This window comes from Robertmurraya phoenicis, from assembly GCF_047302285.1.
Lineage (GTDB): Bacteria > Bacillota > Bacilli > Bacillales > Cytobacillaceae > Robertmurraya.
Genome location: NZ_CP154845.1, coordinates 1,686,630 through 1,704,786, shown reverse-complemented (window position 1 = coordinate 1,704,786; position 18,157 = coordinate 1,686,630). Strand labels below are relative to the sequence as shown.

Genomic DNA, 18,157 nt, shown 5'->3' with positions numbered 1-18,157 from the left:
CTATTAAATCCCCTATATAATATTATTTGGCACATTATTTGTGTGGAAGGAGAAATGGATATGACCGGATTTTATTTTCTGCTAATACTAACAGTTGCATTTCTTGTATATAGTCTAATCAACTGGCTATACCAAAAAAAGATTGTGAAAACTCTTACTGAAGAAGAATTTCGTGCAGGTTATCGAAAAGCACAATTAATCGATGTGCGCGAACCGAATGAATTCGAGAATGGACATATTCTTGGAGCAAGAAATATTCCACTATCTCAAATGAAGATGAGAATGAAAGAAATCCGTCCAGACAAGCCTGTCTACCTCTATTGTCAAAGCGGGATGAGAAGTAGTCGTGCTGCTCAAACCCTATATCGCAAAGGTTATAAGGATCTGTCACACCTTAAAGGTGGATTCAAAAAATGGACAGGAAAAATTAAAACAAAAAATTAACGAACAAAGAGCTTTGCACATACGCAAAGCTCTTTTTCATTAATAGATTAATGTTTTTGGTAGCGCAAGATCGGTTTTCTTGCGGCAGTTGTTTCGTCAAGACGACCGACGACCGTTGTATATGGTGCCTCTTGAACAATCTCTGGATTTTCCTCTGCTTCTTTCGCAATTTGAATCATCGCGTCACAGAAGGAATCTAATGTTTCCTTTGACTCCGTTTCAGTTGGCTCAATCATAATACACTCTTCCACGTTTAATGGGAAATAAATGGTTGGTGGGTGATAGCCAAAGTCGAGTAACCGTTTTGCAATATCCAATGTTCTTACTCCAAGCTTTTTCTGACGCTTCCCACTTAAAACAAATTCATGCTTACAATGTCTATCAAATGGAAGATCATAGAATGGAGCTAGTCTTCTCATCATATAGTTGGCATTTAACACCGCATTTTCGGTAACGGCTTTAAGGCCATCTGGACCCATTGTGCGAATATATGTGTAAGCACGAACATTAATGCCAAAGTTGCCATAGTAAGGCTTAACGCGACCGATCGATTGCGGACGATCATAATCTAGTACATATTCATCTCCCTGCTTTGTCACGACAGGCTTCGGTAAGAATGGAATTAAATCTTCTTTCACTCCGACAGGTCCTGAACCAGGGCCACCTCCGCCGTGAGGACCAGTAAACGTTTTATGAAGATTTAGATGGACAACATCAAAGCCCATATCTCCAGGTCTTGCTTTTGATAATACAGCATTTAAATTTGCACCGTCGTAATAGAGTTTACCGCCAGCACCATGAACAATTTCAGCCATCTCTACGATGTTTTCTTCAAATAATCCTAATGTATTTGGATTAGTCAGCATTAACGCCGCTGTGTCTTCTCCAACCACGCTTCTTAAATCATCCAAATCGACTAAACCGTGTTCGTTAGATTTTACCGTGATCGTTTCAAAGCCTGCTACTGTTGCCGATGCAGGGTTTGTACCGTGAGCAGAATCTGGAACAATGACCTTTGTTCGCAACGTATCCCCATTCGCTTCATGGTAAGCACGAATCATCATTAACCCGGTCCACTCCCCATGGGCACCTGCTGCAGGTTGTAACGTTACTTCATCCATCCCTGTGATTTCAATCAGATGTTCTTGAAGGTCGTACATCAGTTCAAGAGCACCCTGGACAGAACTCTCATCCTGCAATGGATGGATATGAGCAAACCCATTAAAACGAGCGACATTTTCATTGATTTTTGGATTGTATTTCATCGTACAAGAGCCAAGTGGATAGAAACCTGAATCAACACCATGATTTCGCTTTGACAATGCTGTGTAATGGCGCATAATGTCAAGCTCAGATACTTCTGGTAATTCCGCTTCTTCTTCCCGTACATACCCTTCAGGTAAAAGCTCACTCACATCCACTTCTGGAATGTCCATTTCTGGTAGGCTATAACCGATTCTACCTGCTTTACTTAGTTCAAATATAAGGGCTTGATCTTCTTTATGCATGGAAATCCCCCATTTCTTGTGCAAATGTATCGATCTCTTCTTTTGTTCTTAGCTCCGTAACAGCTACTAACATATGATGACTAAGCTCTGGGTAATCGCGACCTAGATCATAACCGCCAATGATTCCCTTTTGCAGGAGAGCTTGATTAATTTCTTTAACGGGCCTCCTTAATTTCACGACAAACTCATTAAAGGAAGGACCTTCGAACACCATTTCAAATCCTTTTTCCTTTAGCACTTTCTTTGCATAATGAGCTTTTTGGATATTTTGTAAGGCCATTTCTTTCACGCCTTTTCTACCTAACGCTGTCATCGCCACAGATGCAGCTAGGGCATTCAATGCTTGGTTCGAACAAATATTAGAAGTCGCCTTATCACGACGAATATGTTGTTCACGGGCTTGAAGAGTAAGAACAAAACCTCTTCTACCTTGGTCATCGGTGGTTTGTCCAACTAAACGACCTGGCACCTTTCTCATTAACTTACTTGTAACCGCGAAGTATCCACAATGAGGACCGCCAAATGCGGAAGGGATTCCAAAGACTTGAGCATCACCAACAACAATATCCGCTCCAAACTTTCCAGGAGGAGTCAACGCACCAAGCGCTAACGGATTACTTGAGACAACGAACATTGCTTTTTGTCCGTGAGCAATCTCTTCAAGATCCGCCATCGGCTCAATTCTTCCGAAGAAATTTGGATATTGTACGATAACAGCGGCTGTATCTGCATCAATCATCGCTTGCAATGCTTCAAGATCAGTAATTCCATCCTTTTGAGGAATTTCAATTACTTCGATATACTGACCCTTTGCGTACGTCTTCACCACTTCTTTTGACTCGGGATGAACGGCACTAGAAACGAGTACTTTCTTTCTTCTTGTTTGGCCAGTACTAAGCATCGCTGCTTCAGCAAGAGCTGTTCCCCCGTCATACATAGAAGAGTTTGCAACATCCATTCCTGTCAGTTCACAAATCATTGTCTGGAATTCAAAAATGGCTTGTAATTCACCTTGAGAAATCTCTGGTTGATAGGGAGTATAAGCCGTATAAAATTCTGAGCGTGACAAAACATGGTCAACGATGACAGGCATATAGTGGTCGTAAACACCTGCTCCAAGAAAACTCGAATGGGTCTTTAAGTCGGCATTTTTATTGGCTAGTCGAGTCAATTCCTTCAATAGGGCAGGTTCTGATTTTGCTGCTTTAATAGTATATTCTCCCTTAAACTGGACACTTTCTGGAATATCATTGAACAGCTCCTGAATGGAAGAAACACCAATCGTATCAAGCATTTCTTTTTGGTCTGCCTCAGTCATCGGTAAGTAACGATGCTTCATTGCGGATTCCCCTTTCTTTTCCTTGCAATTTTTAATGAGTCTTTTGAAAATCGATTACGAGCGAGCTCTTTTATAAAATGGGGTTGGGATCACTTTCGCTTTTACTTTCTTGCCGCGAATTTCAACTTCCACTTCAGTTTCCAACGCACTAAATTCGCTATCGATAAGTGCTAATCCAATATTCTTCTTTAACGTAGGAGATTGAGTACCCGTTGTCACATCTCCAATTTTTCTATCATTTATATAAACAGGATAGCCATGGCGTGCAATTCCTCTTTCAATCATTTCAATACCAACTAATTTACGAGGAACACCAGACTCTTTTTGACTCTTTAATGCTTCTTTGCCAAGAAAATCGGTTTCTTTATTAAGCTTTACGGCAAACCCAATTCCAGCTTCTAATGGTGAAATTTCCGGTGAAAGCTCCTGACCATAAAGTGCAAGCGTTGCTTCAAAACGCAATGTGTCTCTTGCTCCTAAGCCACATGGGAGAACGCCATCATCTTTTCCGACTGAGAGAATTTCATTCCATATCTCAATCGCATCTTCACTAGCACAGTAGATTTCGAAACCATCTTCACCTGTATAACCTGTTCTTGAAATAAGAGTCTTCTTCCCCGCCACTTCAACCTCAAGCTGAAATTTGAAGAAACCAATATTGCTTAAATCTTCATCTGTAAGCTTTTGCAACACTTTCTCAGCAATTGGTCCCTGAAGTGCTAGTTGCGCCATATTTTCTGAGATATTTTTAAGCGTTACCTCTTCTTCATCCACATGCTTTTCAAGCCAAGCAAAATCCTTGGCGATATTTGCAGCATTAACGACTAAAAGGTAATCATCCTCACCAAGTTTGTATACGAGCAAATCATCAACAGTACCGCCATTTACATAGCACATAGCTGTATATTGAGCACCACCAGCACCCAACTTTGAAATATCATTTGTCATCATTTTCTGAAGATAAGAAAGACTGCCTGGACCTTTAACTTCAATTTCTCCCATATGAGAAACATCAAATAACCCTGCTTTTGTTCGAACGGCTTCATGTTCCTCTTTAATACTTGAAAACTGCACTGGAAGGTCCCATCCACCGAAATCAATGGTTTTGCCACCATATTGTTTGTAAACCTCAAATAAAGGAGTACGCTTTAGCTCAGACATTACATGATCCCCTTTCTTACATTTACTTGATATTTATCAAAACCCGCCAAATTAGCGAAATTTATCACAAAAAAAGGACAGAGGTCCCCCTTTTCAAAAAGTGGGCTCTCTGTCCTGGCACCTGAAAGTTTACCTAATGGATCCTTTTCTTGTATGAAAAGTTCTTAATAGGCTTTCCCCTTTGGTGGCTTCATTCGCAAGTGAAGCACTCTCCAGAGTTGCGTCAAACAAGTGTACTTTTGCCTGAGAGATTCACAAATTCATGCTTGCTCCTTCGGCGCTACAACGTAGTCTCTCCCCTTGTTCTCATTCGCGTTTATAAAATTTTCCAAGTTGGTCATACTATAACGTACGAATTAAAGCTTTGTAGATCGGTCCAAAAACAAAAGACCAACTTTAGCAAAAAAACGAACGATTTAATAATAACCATTCATATTCATTCACATTATAACGATTATTATTGTCGATATTACATATATTCGTTCGTTTATACTCGACATGTGACAAAATTTCTAACTTTCAAATACATCCTATCATGTACATGATATTAGGGCAATATCTTTTTCGGAAAAGAATAGATTATAGATGATTTAAAAGGAGCAATTTATATGACGGTGGAAATTCAATTCGATTCATCATGGGTGGACGGTTTCTTTCAAAAAATTGAAGATGATGGTCCTTGGGGCAATTGGGATTTATATAAACTTGCAATTGAAGTAGAGAATCATACTGTCATTGATGATTTTGAAGGATTACAGGCTCCAAAGCATTTGCCACAATTGACACCTTTACCTCACCAGCTAGAAGTAGCCAAGCGAGTAGTTGAAGATATGAATGGCAAAGCGATATTAGCTGATGAGGTGGGATTAGGTAAAACGATCGAAGCCGGCTTAATTTTAAAAGAATATATGATTAGAGGACTCGTTAAGAAAGCATTAATATTGGTCCCCGCTTCCCTTGTCACACAATGGGCCAATGAATTAACAAGCAAATTTTATATCCCGGCGGTTGCTCAAAAGAAAAGCTATGTTTGGGAACAATATGATGTTGTCGTATCATCGATCGACACAGCGAAGCGTAATCCTCACCGAGATATTATTTTTCAGCAGGATTACGATCTCATTATTATCGATGAGGCTCACAAACTGAAAAATAACAAAACGAAAAACTATGAATTTGTACAAAGTTTAAAAAAGAAATTTTGCCTATTGCTAACGGCTACCCCGATCCAAAATCGGATTAGTGAGATATTTAATCTTGTTTCCTTATTAAAGCCTGGTCATCTTGGCAATGAGACTGTCTTTTATGAAAAATACAAAAGGGATTCCCGTTCTTTAAATGACAATGAGCACTTAAAAGAGTTAGTGAACAAGGTGATGATTCGGAATCGTCGTGCCGATACAGGCATTGAATGGACGGATCGTCATGTTGAAACGATTGCGATCGAATTTTCAGAGGAAGAGCAAGAGTTATATAATGCAATTTCTGAACTGAGAAGAGAAGATAATTGGATGGCCACCAGCGCTTTTTCGATTATGACATTACAACGAGAGGCTTGTAGCAGTCGCGAAGCTGTCTTTGTGACATTACGAAATATGCTGACAAAGAAGGAAACACCTAGCCCTTCTTACCAGCAACAGATCCAATTTTTGATGGAAAAGGTACAGGCCGTACAAATAAATTCGAAAGCAGAAAAAGCATTAGAACTTATTAAAAAAATTGATGATAAAGTCATTATTTTTACAGAATACCGGGCAACTCAAATGTATCTCCAATGGTTCTTAAAACAAAATGGAATCACCTCCGTACCATTTCGCGGTGGGTTTAAACGAGGAAAAAAAGATTGGATGCGGGAATTATTCCAAAAACACGCCCAAGTTTTAATTGCGACTGAGGCCGGCGGTGAAGGAATCAATCTTCAATTTTGTCATCATATTATAAATTTTGATTTACCATGGAATCCAATGCGACTCGAACAACGGATTGGACGGATTCATCGTCTCGGACAAGAACAAGATGTCCACATATACAATTTTGCCACGAAAGGAACGGTTGAAGAGCATGTCTTAAAGCTCCTTCATGAAAAAATATCATTATTTGAGAAAGTGGTCGGCGAACTTGATGACATTCTCTCAAAACTTGAATTTGGCAATTTTGAAGACTATTTAATCGATATCTTTGGTCACTCAACTTCAGAAGGAGAAATGAAAATTAAGATGGATAATCTGACGGCGATGATTCAATTTGCCGAAGAAATGAAAGGAAGTGAAGGAAATGCAGCAGCAGGAAATTCAACAATTTCTTAAAAACTACTTTCAAGCAAATGGCTGTGACATGTTGGAGGAAGAACAGGGATATATGACCGTACAATTAACAATCGAATTGGACAAGGAACTGATGAATCGACCGTTTTATTGGCACTATTTAGAAAAAACGGGTGGCGTTCCAAATCCGATGAAACTTACCTTTATTACCGATCAAAAAGCAGCACTTGAAAATATGAAAGGTGAGGTCATACATTTTGGCTCTCCTCGCCTACATCAAATCTTTCAATCAACAAAAAATTTAGCGGCTTACATTCGTTTATATGAAAATCATCGCTTTGCTTCAGGACAGCATGTTCCATTAAAACCCTGGTTAGGGATCAATGTGCGCATCTCCTACCAATGTGATCGTAAAAGAGATGTTTTTAAATCGATCGGACTGCAGCTGATCAATGGGCAAATCGTGGAAAATTTCCATGATCGTCTATTGAAATTACAGCTTACTCCAAAAATCCCTGATTATTCATTTACGCTTTCACCACTTATTATGCCGAAAAGTGGTGTTTCAAGAATTGAGAATCAATTAGTGAAGGAGATTGAACAAGAGGATCACGGGTGGGCAGACAAAGCAAGAGAAAGATGGAATGAAGACTTGCAGCTTTTAGAACATTTTTACGAAGATGAAGAGGAAAAAGGAGAAACATTCGAGAACGAAAAAAAAGCCCTCCAAGACCAATACGAACCGAAAGTGAAAATCTCAATCATCAATGGAGGACTCTTTTATTTAACTGAAGAGGCTGTGTAAGAAGAGAAGGCGCTTTACTCTACCTTCTTTTCTTCACGACATCTTTTAATGCATAGGGCAAGATCCCAAACCAACGGAACCAAAAGCCGGCCTTGCTTTCCTTTCTTTCTTGCTTTATCTTTATTCGCTCATCTTTTGGCTGATCAATATATTTTACTACCGTCTCGGTAATGTATTTCACATAATCATTTGTCTTCATATTTGAAACACTCCTAACAAATTCGTCATCAGTATGCAGTATATCCGAAAATGATCATTCTATTACCTAAAAAGGCTCATACGAGACGAGCTCAAATTAATTTCGTTCAAGCCATTTCACCATTTTTTCTAAATTTTGATCATAATAGCCAAAACCTTCGAGTTCTGCTCCTGTACTTGTGACCAACCGAAACAGAATTTGAAGTTGTGTGCTATCAAGCTCATTAATTTGATAAGTAACTGTGCCATTTTCAAAGTAAAAAATACCGGTTTTCTCTACTTCCTCAGTATTACTTAACTGATTTTCAACTTTTTTGAAAGACTGCATAAACATAAACTGATTTCTTTCAAATTCTGCGAGCTCAAATTGTAGACTTTTCTCTATTGAATATTGATGAAAATTCAGCGCCAAAAAACCCGAAAATAACAATAATACACAAAGGGTTATTGGAAAAGTAAAACCTCTGTCGTTCATCCACTCCCATCCCCATTCATTTCCGTCGTGCTAATAAACGGATAGATGATCGCTACATTTGAACGCTCAAATAAATCGATGACTTCAATCATGATCTCATTTCCATTTTTTGAAAAAGAGACAGAACCAACATTTTGTAGGAGGACTTCGTGGCCTTTTTTATTTACTTGTCTTCTGAGAAGATTTTGATATTTTTGATAGGAAATCGTTTCAGCCCCCTGAATTAGCGTTAATTCTCCATTAAGTACATCAACAAAATCACTTGATTGAATCTCCTTCTTTGTTTGGCTAATAAACAACTCCCATTCCATTTTCTGTATTCTTACTTCTATCCCATGATCGTTAAAAACAATTTGAAATAAGGGTGGGAGAAACGTGACCATTAAACAAAATAAGGAGAATGAAAAAAGCATTTCTAACATCGTAAATCCTTTTTCATTCAAGTCGCTCACATTTTTCCTTTTCTTGTTCGAAAGAATTCTCATATTTTACACACACCCTTACTGGTATATTGATCTCTTTCTCCCAAAAAATTCTGTACCATTCATCTTCTCTTTTAATATCACCATTCTCAAAATACCCTTCTAATAAGGAACGATGAAGTGATTCATATAATATATGATTCGCTGTTATGTCTTTCTGCATGTCTAGTGATTGTTTGCTGACATGAATATACAGAGGAAGTAGCGTTAAACTTATTAGCATCCACACAGTGAGGGAGAGAAAAAGCTCGACTAAGAAAAAGCCTCTACATTTTTTTAACATAGAATCTTCCCCGCCCTAACTGAAACATGAATTGATAGGCATCGTCATCGCCAATATAAAAGTACAAAGAGCCAATCGTGCTAATATTACCGTTTGAATAATAATAGAAGGCTGTTTTTTGCGTACCAGGTATAACGTCTATATGGGTGGAGTAATCTCTTCTAATTAAGACCTCCCCATTTTGTTTACGTATATAATAGAAGTATTGTGAAGGCATGAAGTTTACTCGTACGACCTTTTGATTCGTGACGGCATAATGCTGAGCATAGAGCAAATCTGCTTTAAGTTGGGCAATAAAGGACTGCCTTTCTTGTTGAAAATAATGGGGCTTTAATAAAAGAAAGGACAAAGACATCATGAGGAGAAACATACTTAAAACAAACAATGCCTCAATCATTGTAAACCCTTGTTCCTTATCTCGTTTCAGTTTAGGTACCACTTTCTACCTTACCTTCGGAATCAACGGTGATTATATCTCCATTTGGACAACTACTCTGTTCAGCAGTTAAATAACCTTTTGCTTGTAGATTTACCAAACTAATTGGCTCCGTGTTATTATCCATTTTATAGGCTTGTACTTGCGCCTCTACCATTTTCTTTAACGCGTCACAGCCTTTAGTGTTGATTGTAGAATTGTGTGTTGTAATATTCGGAATGGTAATGATTAATAGCACCGAGATTACGAGAAGGACGATCATCATTTCGATCAGGGTAAATCCGGACTGCTCTTTTAATTTTTTCAACATCAATATGTTTCTCCTTTCTAAAATCCATCTAATAGTTGGAACATTGGTAATAGAATCGCTAAATACATCGAAACAATGACGAGTCCGATGAGCGAATATAAAAGGGGTTGAATGATTTTGAACCATTTTTCTGTTTTGTTTTCTAGCTTTTCAAGACAATGCTTACTAAAGAAAAGAAGTTCATCTGAAAGTTTTCCATTTTCCTGACCATGCTTCACGATAAAAGGGAGTTCTGTTTCAAAGAAATTGTACTCCTTCAAAACCCCCGCGAAGGAATCTCCTCTCATTAGAAACTGCTGCATTTCTTTTCCCATTTGCTTGTAAAACGGGCTTTGCACATGTTTTTCAAACAGCTTTAACGCTTCCTGTATCGAAAGACCTCCTGCTAATAAATAACTGAACTGAATACTAAAATAATGGGTGGTGAACAAACGATAAAAAGAACCTAGGAAGGGAAATTTAGAAATTAGCGTTCTTTGTTCGATAGGAAGGAGTCTTCGAAAGGTCATAAAATAGTAACCGAGTGCGAGGGCACTTAATAAAAGAAATAAAATGAGCAAAAGAGGAAAGATATCTCCTATTAATGCGACCATTTTCATAAAAATGTTCGGGGAAAGATTCATGGATTGAAACAAAGTTGTATATTGTGGAAGCAATACTCTCTCCACAAATACAAACAAAAACAAAGTGATCACAATCAACACAAGTGGATATACAATCAGTTTTTTTAGTTTTTCGAGATCTCCCTGTCTTTTCAGAACCATGGCACTGCCTTCACGAAAGGCATCAGCTAATGAACCATGTTCTTCTGCAAAATATACATAGCCAATAAGTGTTTTGTTAAACCTGAGATTTTGTAGAATTTGATGAAAGGAATGCCCTTCTCTCAAATCTAACAACGCCTTAGCAACCTCTTCCTGTTGCCCTTTTCTCATCTGGTAGGTTAATGAATCAATCGCTTCAGCAAGTGGATAACCTCTCGATAATAGCTCCCCTGTTTTCCTTAGAAATTCAGCCTGCTCCTTAATTGTCCATTTACGAGCTTTCATCATCGATAATCCATCTCTTGTATTCTGATTCCTTTATAAACCCGAGTGCGATTCCCTTACTGATGATACTCTTCAGTCTTTTATACGAATTCTGAGTTTGACCGTGAATCACGCCCATTAACGCATTCCCCGTTAATAACTCAAATACACTTGCTCTTTTCAACTGACTATTCGAAAAACAATGTGGTGAGCAATCATCTCCCTGACAGTAAGGACATTCTAACTCCACTAATCTTTGTGCTGCTACTGCAATGAGTGTTTGTTCTACTTCAAGCCTATCGACACCAAATTCCAATAATCGATAAATCGCTCCTTTCGCATCCCTTGTATGCATCGTACTTAACACAAGATGCCCTGTGAGGGCTGCCCGGACAGCAATTTTTGCTGTTTCACTGTCTCGGATTTCACCAACCATAATGATATCTGGATCATGGCGTAGTATCGCTTTTAAGCCTGTAGAATAGGTCACACCTGCCTTCTCATTTACTTGAACCTGCAAGACTGATTCATTTTCTTTTTCAATTGGGTCCTCAAGTGTAATGACACTACGGTTAAAAATGTGGGAGGTCTCATCTAATAAAGAGTACAATGTGGTCGTTTTACCAGAACCGGTCGGCCCAGTAAAGAGGATCAAACCATGAGCGTGATTTAAGAGCGCGAGCAGTTTCATTGTCGTATCAGGGAAAAGTGAAATTTTGTAAAAAGGAATTTGTTCTTGTTGAGGAAGAATTCGAATAACAAGGCTTTCTTTTTGATTAGCAGGTAGAGTAGATAAGCGCAGTCCGACATAGTGCTTGTTTACTTTTACAGAGAATGCACCACTTTGAGGACGTCTTTTTTCTCCGATATCCATCGATGCGGTGAATTTAAAATGGGAGATTAATCGTTCACAATCTTCTTTCGGCAAATGGTATCTTGGAATGAGTCTATTTGCCATCCTTAACTGTATCAACGTATCGTCCCTCCGAGGAATGATATGAATGTCCGATGCATGGTTTTTTACAGCATCCTTTACAATCCTCTCAGCTAACATCTCCATTGATTTCACCTATAGAAACACCACCTTTTCATTTGGTCTATTTTTTAATTCGACACCTTTCTCCTTTTTCCTCCAAAAAGATCATCGTTCACAAAATGTTCATAATTCTCATTTTCTTTTATCAGATCAAGCATTATCGGACATCTACTTAAAAGACACATACTCTGTTCATGATTTAGACAAGTAAATGTGAACATTTTCTAAACTTATAGTGATTACAGTGTTAACCTTTGTTTACTGTATTATAATGGAATAAATCATGCGCCTCGAGGTGAAATTTGTGGAGAAGACATTAAAAATAACGAACGTACTATCGGATCCAACTCGTTACTATATTTATCAATACATTACAAAACGGCATCAAGATGTGACCGTTCAAGAAATTGCAGATAACTTTAATATCCACCCAAACGTAGCAAGACTTCATTTATCAAAGCTTGAAGATGTCAATATGCTTTTGTCTGAAACGAAGAAAACAGGTAAAGGTGGAAGACCAAGTAGATTGTATCGCCTCTCTGAGGATATCATTCAGTTAAACTTTCCATTCAGAGATTATCAGCTCCTTTCCAAAATCGCGATGGAAACATTTATTCATCTTGGAGAAGCAGGCAAAAAAGCTTTGTATGAAACAGGAAAAAGATTTGGAATTGAAATGATCGAACAAGAAATGACAAGAAATCAAGAAAGCGCGAAGCTTTCATTTGAGCAAAAGCTTCATTTTCTCAGAAGTGCAGCTACAATGGCTGGCTTTTATCCAGAATTTGAGGCTAACGAAGATCATACGAAGATCTATTTCCAAATTTTCAATTGTCCATTTAAAGAAGTAGCACAAGAGCATACAAAAACAGTTTGTGAAACACATTATGAATTCTTACGGGGAATGTTTGAGGCCCTCTTTGAATCAGTAGAGTTAATCGAAAAAGAAAATATGCTCCACGGATGTAACTCTTGCTCGTATCATGCATTAGTTACAAACTAAAAATATCTCTTCAGATGTCCCACAAGATTGAACAGGTGCGAAAATATTTAATAATGAAGACTAGCTTCTCTCTCAGGGGTGATGCTAGTTTTTCCTACATATGATGTATGCGTTCACTTTTTTGAAACAAACTAATATTTACTTTTCATTACCGTTTACTTATAATATGGTAGTGATGGACTTATAGGAAAAAGGAGGGAATATCTATGGATCGTATGTACAGAGTAATGGGATTCTGGACTGGCATATTTGCCATAATGTTTTTCTTAGGTGATATGTACATAACATCTCTAATTTTCTTTGGTCAAACAGGATTTTTCGTATTGTTAAGCTACCTAAAACTAACTGAGCGTATGTATATTTATATTTTTGGGGCATACTTAACTGTCTTTTTCGTAGGATTTACCTACTATACGACATTCCTAATGACTCCTGGAGTGGGCCACTAAGAGCTCTCTGGCACTTATTTATTTCTTTATATAAAAAAGCGATGGAATCCCATCGCTTTTTTATATTCCTTTTTTTTGAATGATAACGTGAAAATACGTACTCATTCCTGAAGGCATAATCAGACTTTTAATAGAGCGGTTTCGACGACTTACTTCGGAAAAAGGATTCGGATCATCATGATTTTCTAGTTCCTCAAGAATTCCGATCGATAAGAAAAATTCATCTTGTCTTTGTATACGGACAAATTCCAATCCATTTTCCTCACCCATTCGAATAAGAGAATCGAAATGAACATGACTGGTAATATCCATCTCTCCTACATGTTTTAGAACATCATTGACTTGTTCATGCTTATAATACCCTCTTAAGCTCCCATCACGATGAATCGCCTCTCCCCATTCAGCATCACGGTAGCCATAATCAACGGTTACGAACCAGCCACGTTCCACCGCGTCTGTAAGATTTCGAATCATCCTTCCCATCGCTAAAGGAATTTCAATTCTTTGTTTGCTTTGTAGAGTTAAGCCACTCTCTTCGATAAACTCTTCGATTTCCACATTATTTAAAGGAACTTTTTTTTCTACAAGCTGATCGCCCTCTACCGTAATCATCACTTCAAAGAGTTGATTATGATGACACTCAACTACATGAACTGGGAATGCATCAAATAATTCATTGGAAAAAATAAATCCGTGAAAAGGCTTCAAATTTTCGATGCTTTCCACTTGTTGAATACAAGAACCAAGAAGTTCCTTTTGAAGTTGTCGATGATAGGGGCTCGCTTCCACAATAAAATAAGATAAAGATTCTTCGCTATTCTTATGCCATTCATCGATAAAAGCTGCGGCAAAACGACCATTTCCAGCTCCTACCTCACATACAACAGAAGGAAGTTGTAGCTCTTCCTTCTGTTGTATAAACCATTTTGCAATCAGACGACCATAAATATCAGAAACATTACTTGTCGTAATAAAATCGCCTTTTCTTCCGACCTTTACCCCCTCTTTCATATAATATCCCCACTCGGGATGATAGAGAGCTTCCTCTATAAAATCTGCATAAGTAATCATCTTTGAAGTTGAAGCACTGATCTTTTCTTTTATGTATGAGAGCATAATGTCTCCCCTTCCACTTTACACTATTGACACAGTGAAAACTTTATAATATTCTTTAATTAGTAGCTAAAACTTATCCCTTCCCATTGAATGAATAGAACATCCCCCAGAAAAACCCTTCTCCTTAGAGAAGGGCTTTTCTATATTTCCTAGAACCCATTGAGAAACGGATTACTATCCATTTCTTCGCCAATGGTCGTAGTCGCTCCATGGCCAGGAAGTACTTGTGTTTCCTCTGGCATAAAGAGCAATTTATCATGAATACTTCGAATTAATTGTTCATGATTACCCCCTGGTAAGTCCGTTCTACCGATACTCCCTTGAAATAGAGCATCTCCTGCTACGACAACCCCATCTTCTCTAAAGTAGAAAGAAACACTGCCTGGAGAATGTCCTGGTGTTTCAAAGACTTCAAATGAAAAGTCTCCAACCTTCATTTCACCTTCAGAAGTAAATAGATGATCTGCTTCTTTCACTTTTATTGGCCCCATCATGAATAATTGAGAACCATTTAAATTAGGGTCCATCAGCCAGTTCTTTTCCTTATTATGTAAATACACTGGAATATTATAAACGTTGCGTATATCATCAACTGCCCCAATATGATCAAAATGAGCATGTGTTAGAAGAATTGCTTGGGGAGTTAACTTTCTTTGCTGAAGATGATTCACTAAACGTGTTCCTTCTTCCCCTGGATCAACAATAATACAGTTTTTCTCTTTATTCGCTAATAGATAGCAATTGGTTTGTAATGGTCCTAGCGGTAACTGCTCCCAGTTCAAGTATATACACCTCCATGTTTTGAAATACTATTACTATCTTACACAAAAGCAACTGAATGGTACAATGATTGTTATCTTTCTTTTCCTAAGAATAATCTTTAAAATTCATGGAAGTGTCATTTTTTGACCTCGACAAACATGATCAAAAGCTATAAAATAGGAATCGGATGCAATAATATTTGGATATTACATACTGATTCGCCTATTTTCACTTAATTGTGAAATAGATGTTAGACCACCGTGCTATCTATATGAAATTGAAACAAAAAAGACTAAGGGGGCTATACAATGGGATTAATGATCATTTTTGGCTTAGTAGCCATTTTTGCTGGATATGGTACAATTTCTGCTCTTAAAAACAAAAATGTACTAGGTTTAGTATTTGGTGCAGGTTCATTTCTTGTTTTTGGATGGTTTACCATCATGACTTTACTAAAAAATGGATTCCCTACTGGCCATTAATACAATTTATCAAAAAAAGGACTGAATTTTTCAGTCCTTTTTTACTTGCCAAAATTAGGAGTTGTCCGACAGAGGTAGTATCTCCTTCGTCTCCAAATTAATTAAATTTTCATAGTAAAATCCCGTTAAGCAGCTTTTACCATTGGGAGAACAACTAATAGGAGCATTGTCCATACCATCCAATATAATCTCCTTTTTCCCCGTTTCAAGATCATAACGGACTAACTGAAACCCTTCGCTATAGACATCTGCCTCAGATGAAAACAATGGCTGATAGGTCAAGAAAGAATTTGTTTCACGATTATAATCATGAAATGGAATTAGCCATTCTGAATAGCTTGAAAGATGGGGAGTTGTAAAACGAAATATTTCTTCAAAGTCATTGTTCATAAATAAATAATGAGCCATTTCTTCGTTTTGTTCATCTACCTTGATTACAACCATCAAATCACGATATGTATATACTTGTAAAACGTTCGATTCCTTTTCAACATGCTCTCCTGATTCCAAATCATAGACAATTAAGTCAGCTTCTATTGAAGGAGCATCTAAATCCCAGTCTAAATACAAGAGATCTTGTCTTTCCGCCCAGTAAGCAAATGGCTGTGATAAATTTACTTCATTCAAAGATTGTTTCTCGATATTTAAATTCCACACGGTAAAATCCCAATCTGCCGCAAAAGCTGTAATAAGGATAAAGGATTCATCATATGGGTTCCACTGAATATTTAACTCAAATGAAGGTAGACTTTCTTCTATTATTTTTTTACCTTCTTTATTAATAACGGTGAGTACTGCTTCATTGGAAGACGGTGCAGAGTGTATAAGTAAAAATTCCCTTGAGGGACTTACTATCGTTGAAACAATGGGGGCATTGCTTTCGAACAGCAGCTTTTTTTCTCCACTGTTTAGATGGTGAGTATACACGTTTGAACCAAGGCTAGAATCAGTTATGTAAAAAAGAGTATCATCATTGAACCATCCTCCAATGGAATGAAGGGAACCTGTTTCCACATCAATTGGTTCAATAGATTGATTTCCACTTTCAGGTGTTCCCTTAAGTAAGTCTAATCCGTGCTTTAATGAGGGTAATGGACTCGTTGGATAATCCTTTTGACAGCCTCCTAATAGGATTAGCACTGTGAAAAACAGGATAACAGAAGTAACTCTAGAACAGAATACCCGCTTTGCAAATTGTCCCACATATCTACCCCCCATTCAACTAAACTCTCTATCTTAATGATACGATAACTAAGACGAAATGTTTCAATTATATTTCAAATTGTTACAAATTGTTACTTTCGACTCATAGATACTAATATACACAGTACTCCTTCAAAAGAAAAAAGTCCAAAAACGGACTTTTTGATTACATGTATAATGAAGCTAAAAATATCCCTAAAAATTCCTCATATATCTCATCGAATTGAGATAATGGGAGTGGATTCTTCCCTAAACCTAATTCCAATGTAAAACCAGGTCTACGAAACTCTTGAATAAACCAGTCCTTATAGCCTGCATGGCTATCAATGTACTGGACTGCTTGATAGCCACTGACACGTTCGAACTCTTGTGCTAACACACGAGATTCAGGCGGTTCCAAACCTTCGTAGCCCCAGTAAAATTCCTCTCCTTGCGTGTGTAAAGCGAGCATGCGGTCAAACCTTTTATTAGAAGCTAAATTAGCCATTACAACCGCTTCAGGCTCTGTAAGTGGCGCATCTCCTGGATAGTCTCGTGGTGCTGGAGCTTTTTCCTCTTTTCTTTCTTTCTCAATTTCCCAGTTAGCAGGGAATTGATTATTTAAATCGACACCTCTAATATTTGCTTTCCAATCGGTAAAATCAGAGCTCCCTTTATTGATTTGAATTAATGCATCCCTTCTATCGGAAGGAGGTCCATTTAAGACCAGATTGACTCCGTCTGGATTCACCATCGGGACGATCGATAAGTCCACTTGATCATATAACGGGTAAGAGGATAATCCTCGGATGGAAGAACCATTTGTTAAAGACAATAAAAAGGTGTTAAGTACATCCAGTAGGATCGGCGTCGTAATCCATTCATTCGCATGAAAAGAAGCATTTAAATGAACTTTTTTCCCACCTCTTCCTAGTCTAATCTCTTGAATCGACTTGCCCAACACACTTTGGCCAATCGTATTTATTTGAATAAAAGGGAAAATAACCTTTAACTCAGAAAGATCTTCACTTAGTAAAGAATAATTATAGGGTACTTGGCGCATCTTTGTAGATGAAATGACTCTGCGAGGTAAAATAATGGTATCGCCGACTTCTAAGAAATTAGACTCGTTGTTAGGATTTAATAAAAGAAGAGCATCAACATTCACATTGCGACGTCTTGCAAATTTCCAGAAAGTATCGCCTTGTTTGATTACTACGGACTCGCCAATAAATCCTGGAATCTGAACATTTTGACCAATTTGAAGGGCTAGCGGGTTTATTGAAGGGTTCGAATCGATGATCAGATTTAAAGGAACGAGAAAAAGTTGACTGTAGTACCATAAGCTATCACCTGAACGAATTTGAACCTGCACTCACTTCTCCTCCTTACTA

At 37.8% G+C, this 18,157-nt stretch carries 21 protein-coding genes and 1 riboswitch; of the genes, 6 read left to right on the top strand and 15 right to left on the bottom strand.

All coding sequences use genetic code 11. The features are described from left to right. Positions 1-60: 60 nt before the first annotated feature. Positions 61-444, top strand: a complete 384-nt coding sequence (locus AA0X71_RS08325; protein ID WP_413361269.1) for a rhodanese-like domain-containing protein — start codon at positions 61-63, stop codon at positions 442-444. 47 nt (positions 445-491) lie between these two features. Here the strand turns inward: AA0X71_RS08325 and gcvPB are convergent, their stop codons facing one another. From gcvPB to gcvT, 3 genes are read right to left on the bottom strand one after another with little or no spacing between them, the layout of a single operon-like run. Further along, a complete protein-coding gene (gcvPB, locus tag AA0X71_RS08320; RefSeq protein ID WP_413361267.1) occupies positions 492-1,952 on the bottom strand; it encodes an aminomethyl-transferring glycine dehydrogenase subunit GcvPB in 1,461 nt (486 codons plus the stop codon). Next, on the bottom strand, positions 1,945-3,291 hold the full coding sequence (gene gcvPA / locus AA0X71_RS08315) for an aminomethyl-transferring glycine dehydrogenase subunit GcvPA (RefSeq protein WP_413361265.1): 1,347 nt from the start codon (positions 3,289-3,291) through the stop codon (positions 1,945-1,947). Before gcvPA ends, gcvPB begins: the two co-directional genes overlap by 8 nt. A gap of 54 nt (positions 3,292-3,345) precedes the next feature. Next, positions 3,346-4,452 carry a glycine cleavage system aminomethyltransferase GcvT gene (gene gcvT / locus AA0X71_RS08310; RefSeq protein ID WP_413361263.1) on the bottom strand — a complete coding sequence of 369 codons (1,107 nt, stop codon included), beginning with the start codon at positions 4,450-4,452 and terminating at the stop codon, positions 3,346-3,348. Positions 4,453-4,673: 221 nt separating this feature from the next. After that, positions 4,674-4,762: riboswitch (glycine riboswitch) on the bottom strand. 298 nt (positions 4,763-5,060) lie between these two features. On the opposite strand from gcvT, the gene AA0X71_RS08305 reads away from it, so the two are divergent. Then, complete coding sequence (locus AA0X71_RS08305) at positions 5,061-6,758, top strand: DEAD/DEAH box helicase (RefSeq protein ID WP_413361262.1); 1,698 nt, start codon at positions 5,061-5,063, stop codon at positions 6,756-6,758. After that, positions 6,727-7,521 (top strand): YqhG family protein, encoded by a 795-nt coding sequence (locus tag AA0X71_RS08300; protein ID WP_413361260.1) that lies wholly within the window; start codon positions 6,727-6,729, stop codon positions 7,519-7,521. Before AA0X71_RS08305 ends, AA0X71_RS08300 begins: the two co-directional genes overlap by 32 nt. 19 nt (positions 7,522-7,540) lie before the next feature. On the opposite strand, the gene AA0X71_RS08295 is transcribed toward AA0X71_RS08300, so the two are convergent. From AA0X71_RS08295 to comGA, 8 genes are all read right to left on the bottom strand, one after another. Beyond that, entirely contained in the window at positions 7,541-7,720 is a 180-nt protein-coding gene (locus tag AA0X71_RS08295; RefSeq protein ID WP_413361258.1) for a YqzE family protein, read from the bottom strand. A 96-nt stretch (positions 7,721-7,816) separates the two neighbouring features. Beyond that, positions 7,817-8,194 (bottom strand): competence type IV pilus minor pilin ComGG, encoded by a 378-nt coding sequence (comGG, locus tag AA0X71_RS08290; protein ID WP_413361256.1) that lies wholly within the window; start codon positions 8,192-8,194, stop codon positions 7,817-7,819. Beyond that, a complete protein-coding gene (comGF, locus tag AA0X71_RS08285; protein ID WP_413361254.1) occupies positions 8,191-8,679 on the bottom strand; it encodes a competence type IV pilus minor pilin ComGF in 489 nt (162 codons plus the stop codon). The genes comGG and comGF overlap by 4 nt, the downstream gene beginning before the upstream one ends. Beyond that, on the bottom strand, positions 8,630-8,959 hold the full coding sequence (locus AA0X71_RS08280; protein ID WP_413361253.1) for a hypothetical protein: 330 nt from the start codon (positions 8,957-8,959) through the stop codon (positions 8,630-8,632). Before AA0X71_RS08280 ends, comGF begins: the two co-directional genes overlap by 50 nt. After that, positions 8,943-9,398 (bottom strand): competence type IV pilus minor pilin ComGD, encoded by a 456-nt coding sequence (gene comGD, locus AA0X71_RS08275; RefSeq protein WP_413361251.1) that lies wholly within the window; start codon positions 9,396-9,398, stop codon positions 8,943-8,945. The genes AA0X71_RS08280 and comGD overlap by 17 nt, the downstream gene beginning before the upstream one ends. Then, entirely contained in the window at positions 9,388-9,705 is a 318-nt protein-coding gene (comGC, locus tag AA0X71_RS08270) for a competence type IV pilus major pilin ComGC (RefSeq protein WP_413361249.1), read from the bottom strand. Before comGC ends, comGD begins: the two co-directional genes overlap by 11 nt. A gap of 17 nt (positions 9,706-9,722) precedes the next feature. After that, positions 9,723-10,757: a competence type IV pilus assembly protein ComGB gene (gene comGB, locus AA0X71_RS08265; RefSeq protein WP_413361247.1), complete on the bottom strand. Its 1,035-nt coding sequence runs from the start codon at positions 10,755-10,757 to the stop codon at positions 9,723-9,725. Further along, entirely contained in the window at positions 10,741-11,802 is a 1,062-nt protein-coding gene (comGA, locus tag AA0X71_RS08260; RefSeq protein ID WP_413361245.1) for a competence type IV pilus ATPase ComGA, read from the bottom strand. The genes comGB and comGA overlap by 17 nt, the downstream gene beginning before the upstream one ends. 271 nt (positions 11,803-12,073) lie before the next feature. Between comGA and AA0X71_RS08255 the strand changes: the two genes are divergently transcribed. Beyond that, the gene (locus tag AA0X71_RS08255; protein WP_413361243.1) at positions 12,074-12,772 is read left to right on the top strand and encodes a helix-turn-helix transcriptional regulator; all 699 of its coding nucleotides are present in this window, start codon (positions 12,074-12,076) and stop codon (positions 12,770-12,772) included. A 206-nt stretch (positions 12,773-12,978) separates the two neighbouring features. Continuing rightward, positions 12,979-13,221, top strand: coding sequence for a DUF2626 domain-containing protein (locus AA0X71_RS08250; RefSeq protein ID WP_019154493.1), 243 nt, complete (start codon positions 12,979-12,981; stop codon positions 13,219-13,221). 60 nt (positions 13,222-13,281) lie between these two features. On the opposite strand, the gene AA0X71_RS08245 is transcribed toward AA0X71_RS08250, so the two are convergent. Further along, positions 13,282-14,337: a class I SAM-dependent methyltransferase gene (locus AA0X71_RS08245; RefSeq protein ID WP_413361241.1), complete on the bottom strand. Its 1,056-nt coding sequence runs from the start codon at positions 14,335-14,337 to the stop codon at positions 13,282-13,284. A 149-nt stretch (positions 14,338-14,486) separates the two neighbouring features. Further along, positions 14,487-15,119, bottom strand: coding sequence for an MBL fold metallo-hydrolase (locus AA0X71_RS08240; RefSeq protein WP_413361239.1), 633 nt, complete (start codon positions 15,117-15,119; stop codon positions 14,487-14,489). A gap of 288 nt (positions 15,120-15,407) precedes the next feature. On the opposite strand from AA0X71_RS08240, the gene AA0X71_RS08235 reads away from it, so the two are divergent. Continuing rightward, positions 15,408-15,581, top strand: coding sequence for a DUF2759 domain-containing protein (locus tag AA0X71_RS08235; RefSeq protein ID WP_019154496.1), 174 nt, complete (start codon positions 15,408-15,410; stop codon positions 15,579-15,581). A 54-nt stretch (positions 15,582-15,635) separates the two neighbouring features. On the opposite strand, the gene AA0X71_RS08230 is transcribed toward AA0X71_RS08235, so the two are convergent. Together AA0X71_RS08230 and AA0X71_RS08225 are read right to left on the bottom strand one after the other, a co-directional pair. Further along, positions 15,636-16,784 (bottom strand): hypothetical protein, encoded by a 1,149-nt coding sequence (locus tag AA0X71_RS08230; protein WP_413361237.1) that lies wholly within the window; start codon positions 16,782-16,784, stop codon positions 15,636-15,638. A 166-nt stretch (positions 16,785-16,950) separates the two neighbouring features. Further along, positions 16,951-18,138, bottom strand: a complete 1,188-nt coding sequence (locus AA0X71_RS08225) for a M14 family metallopeptidase (protein WP_413361235.1) — start codon at positions 18,136-18,138, stop codon at positions 16,951-16,953. Between the last annotated feature and the right edge of the window lie 19 nt (positions 18,139-18,157).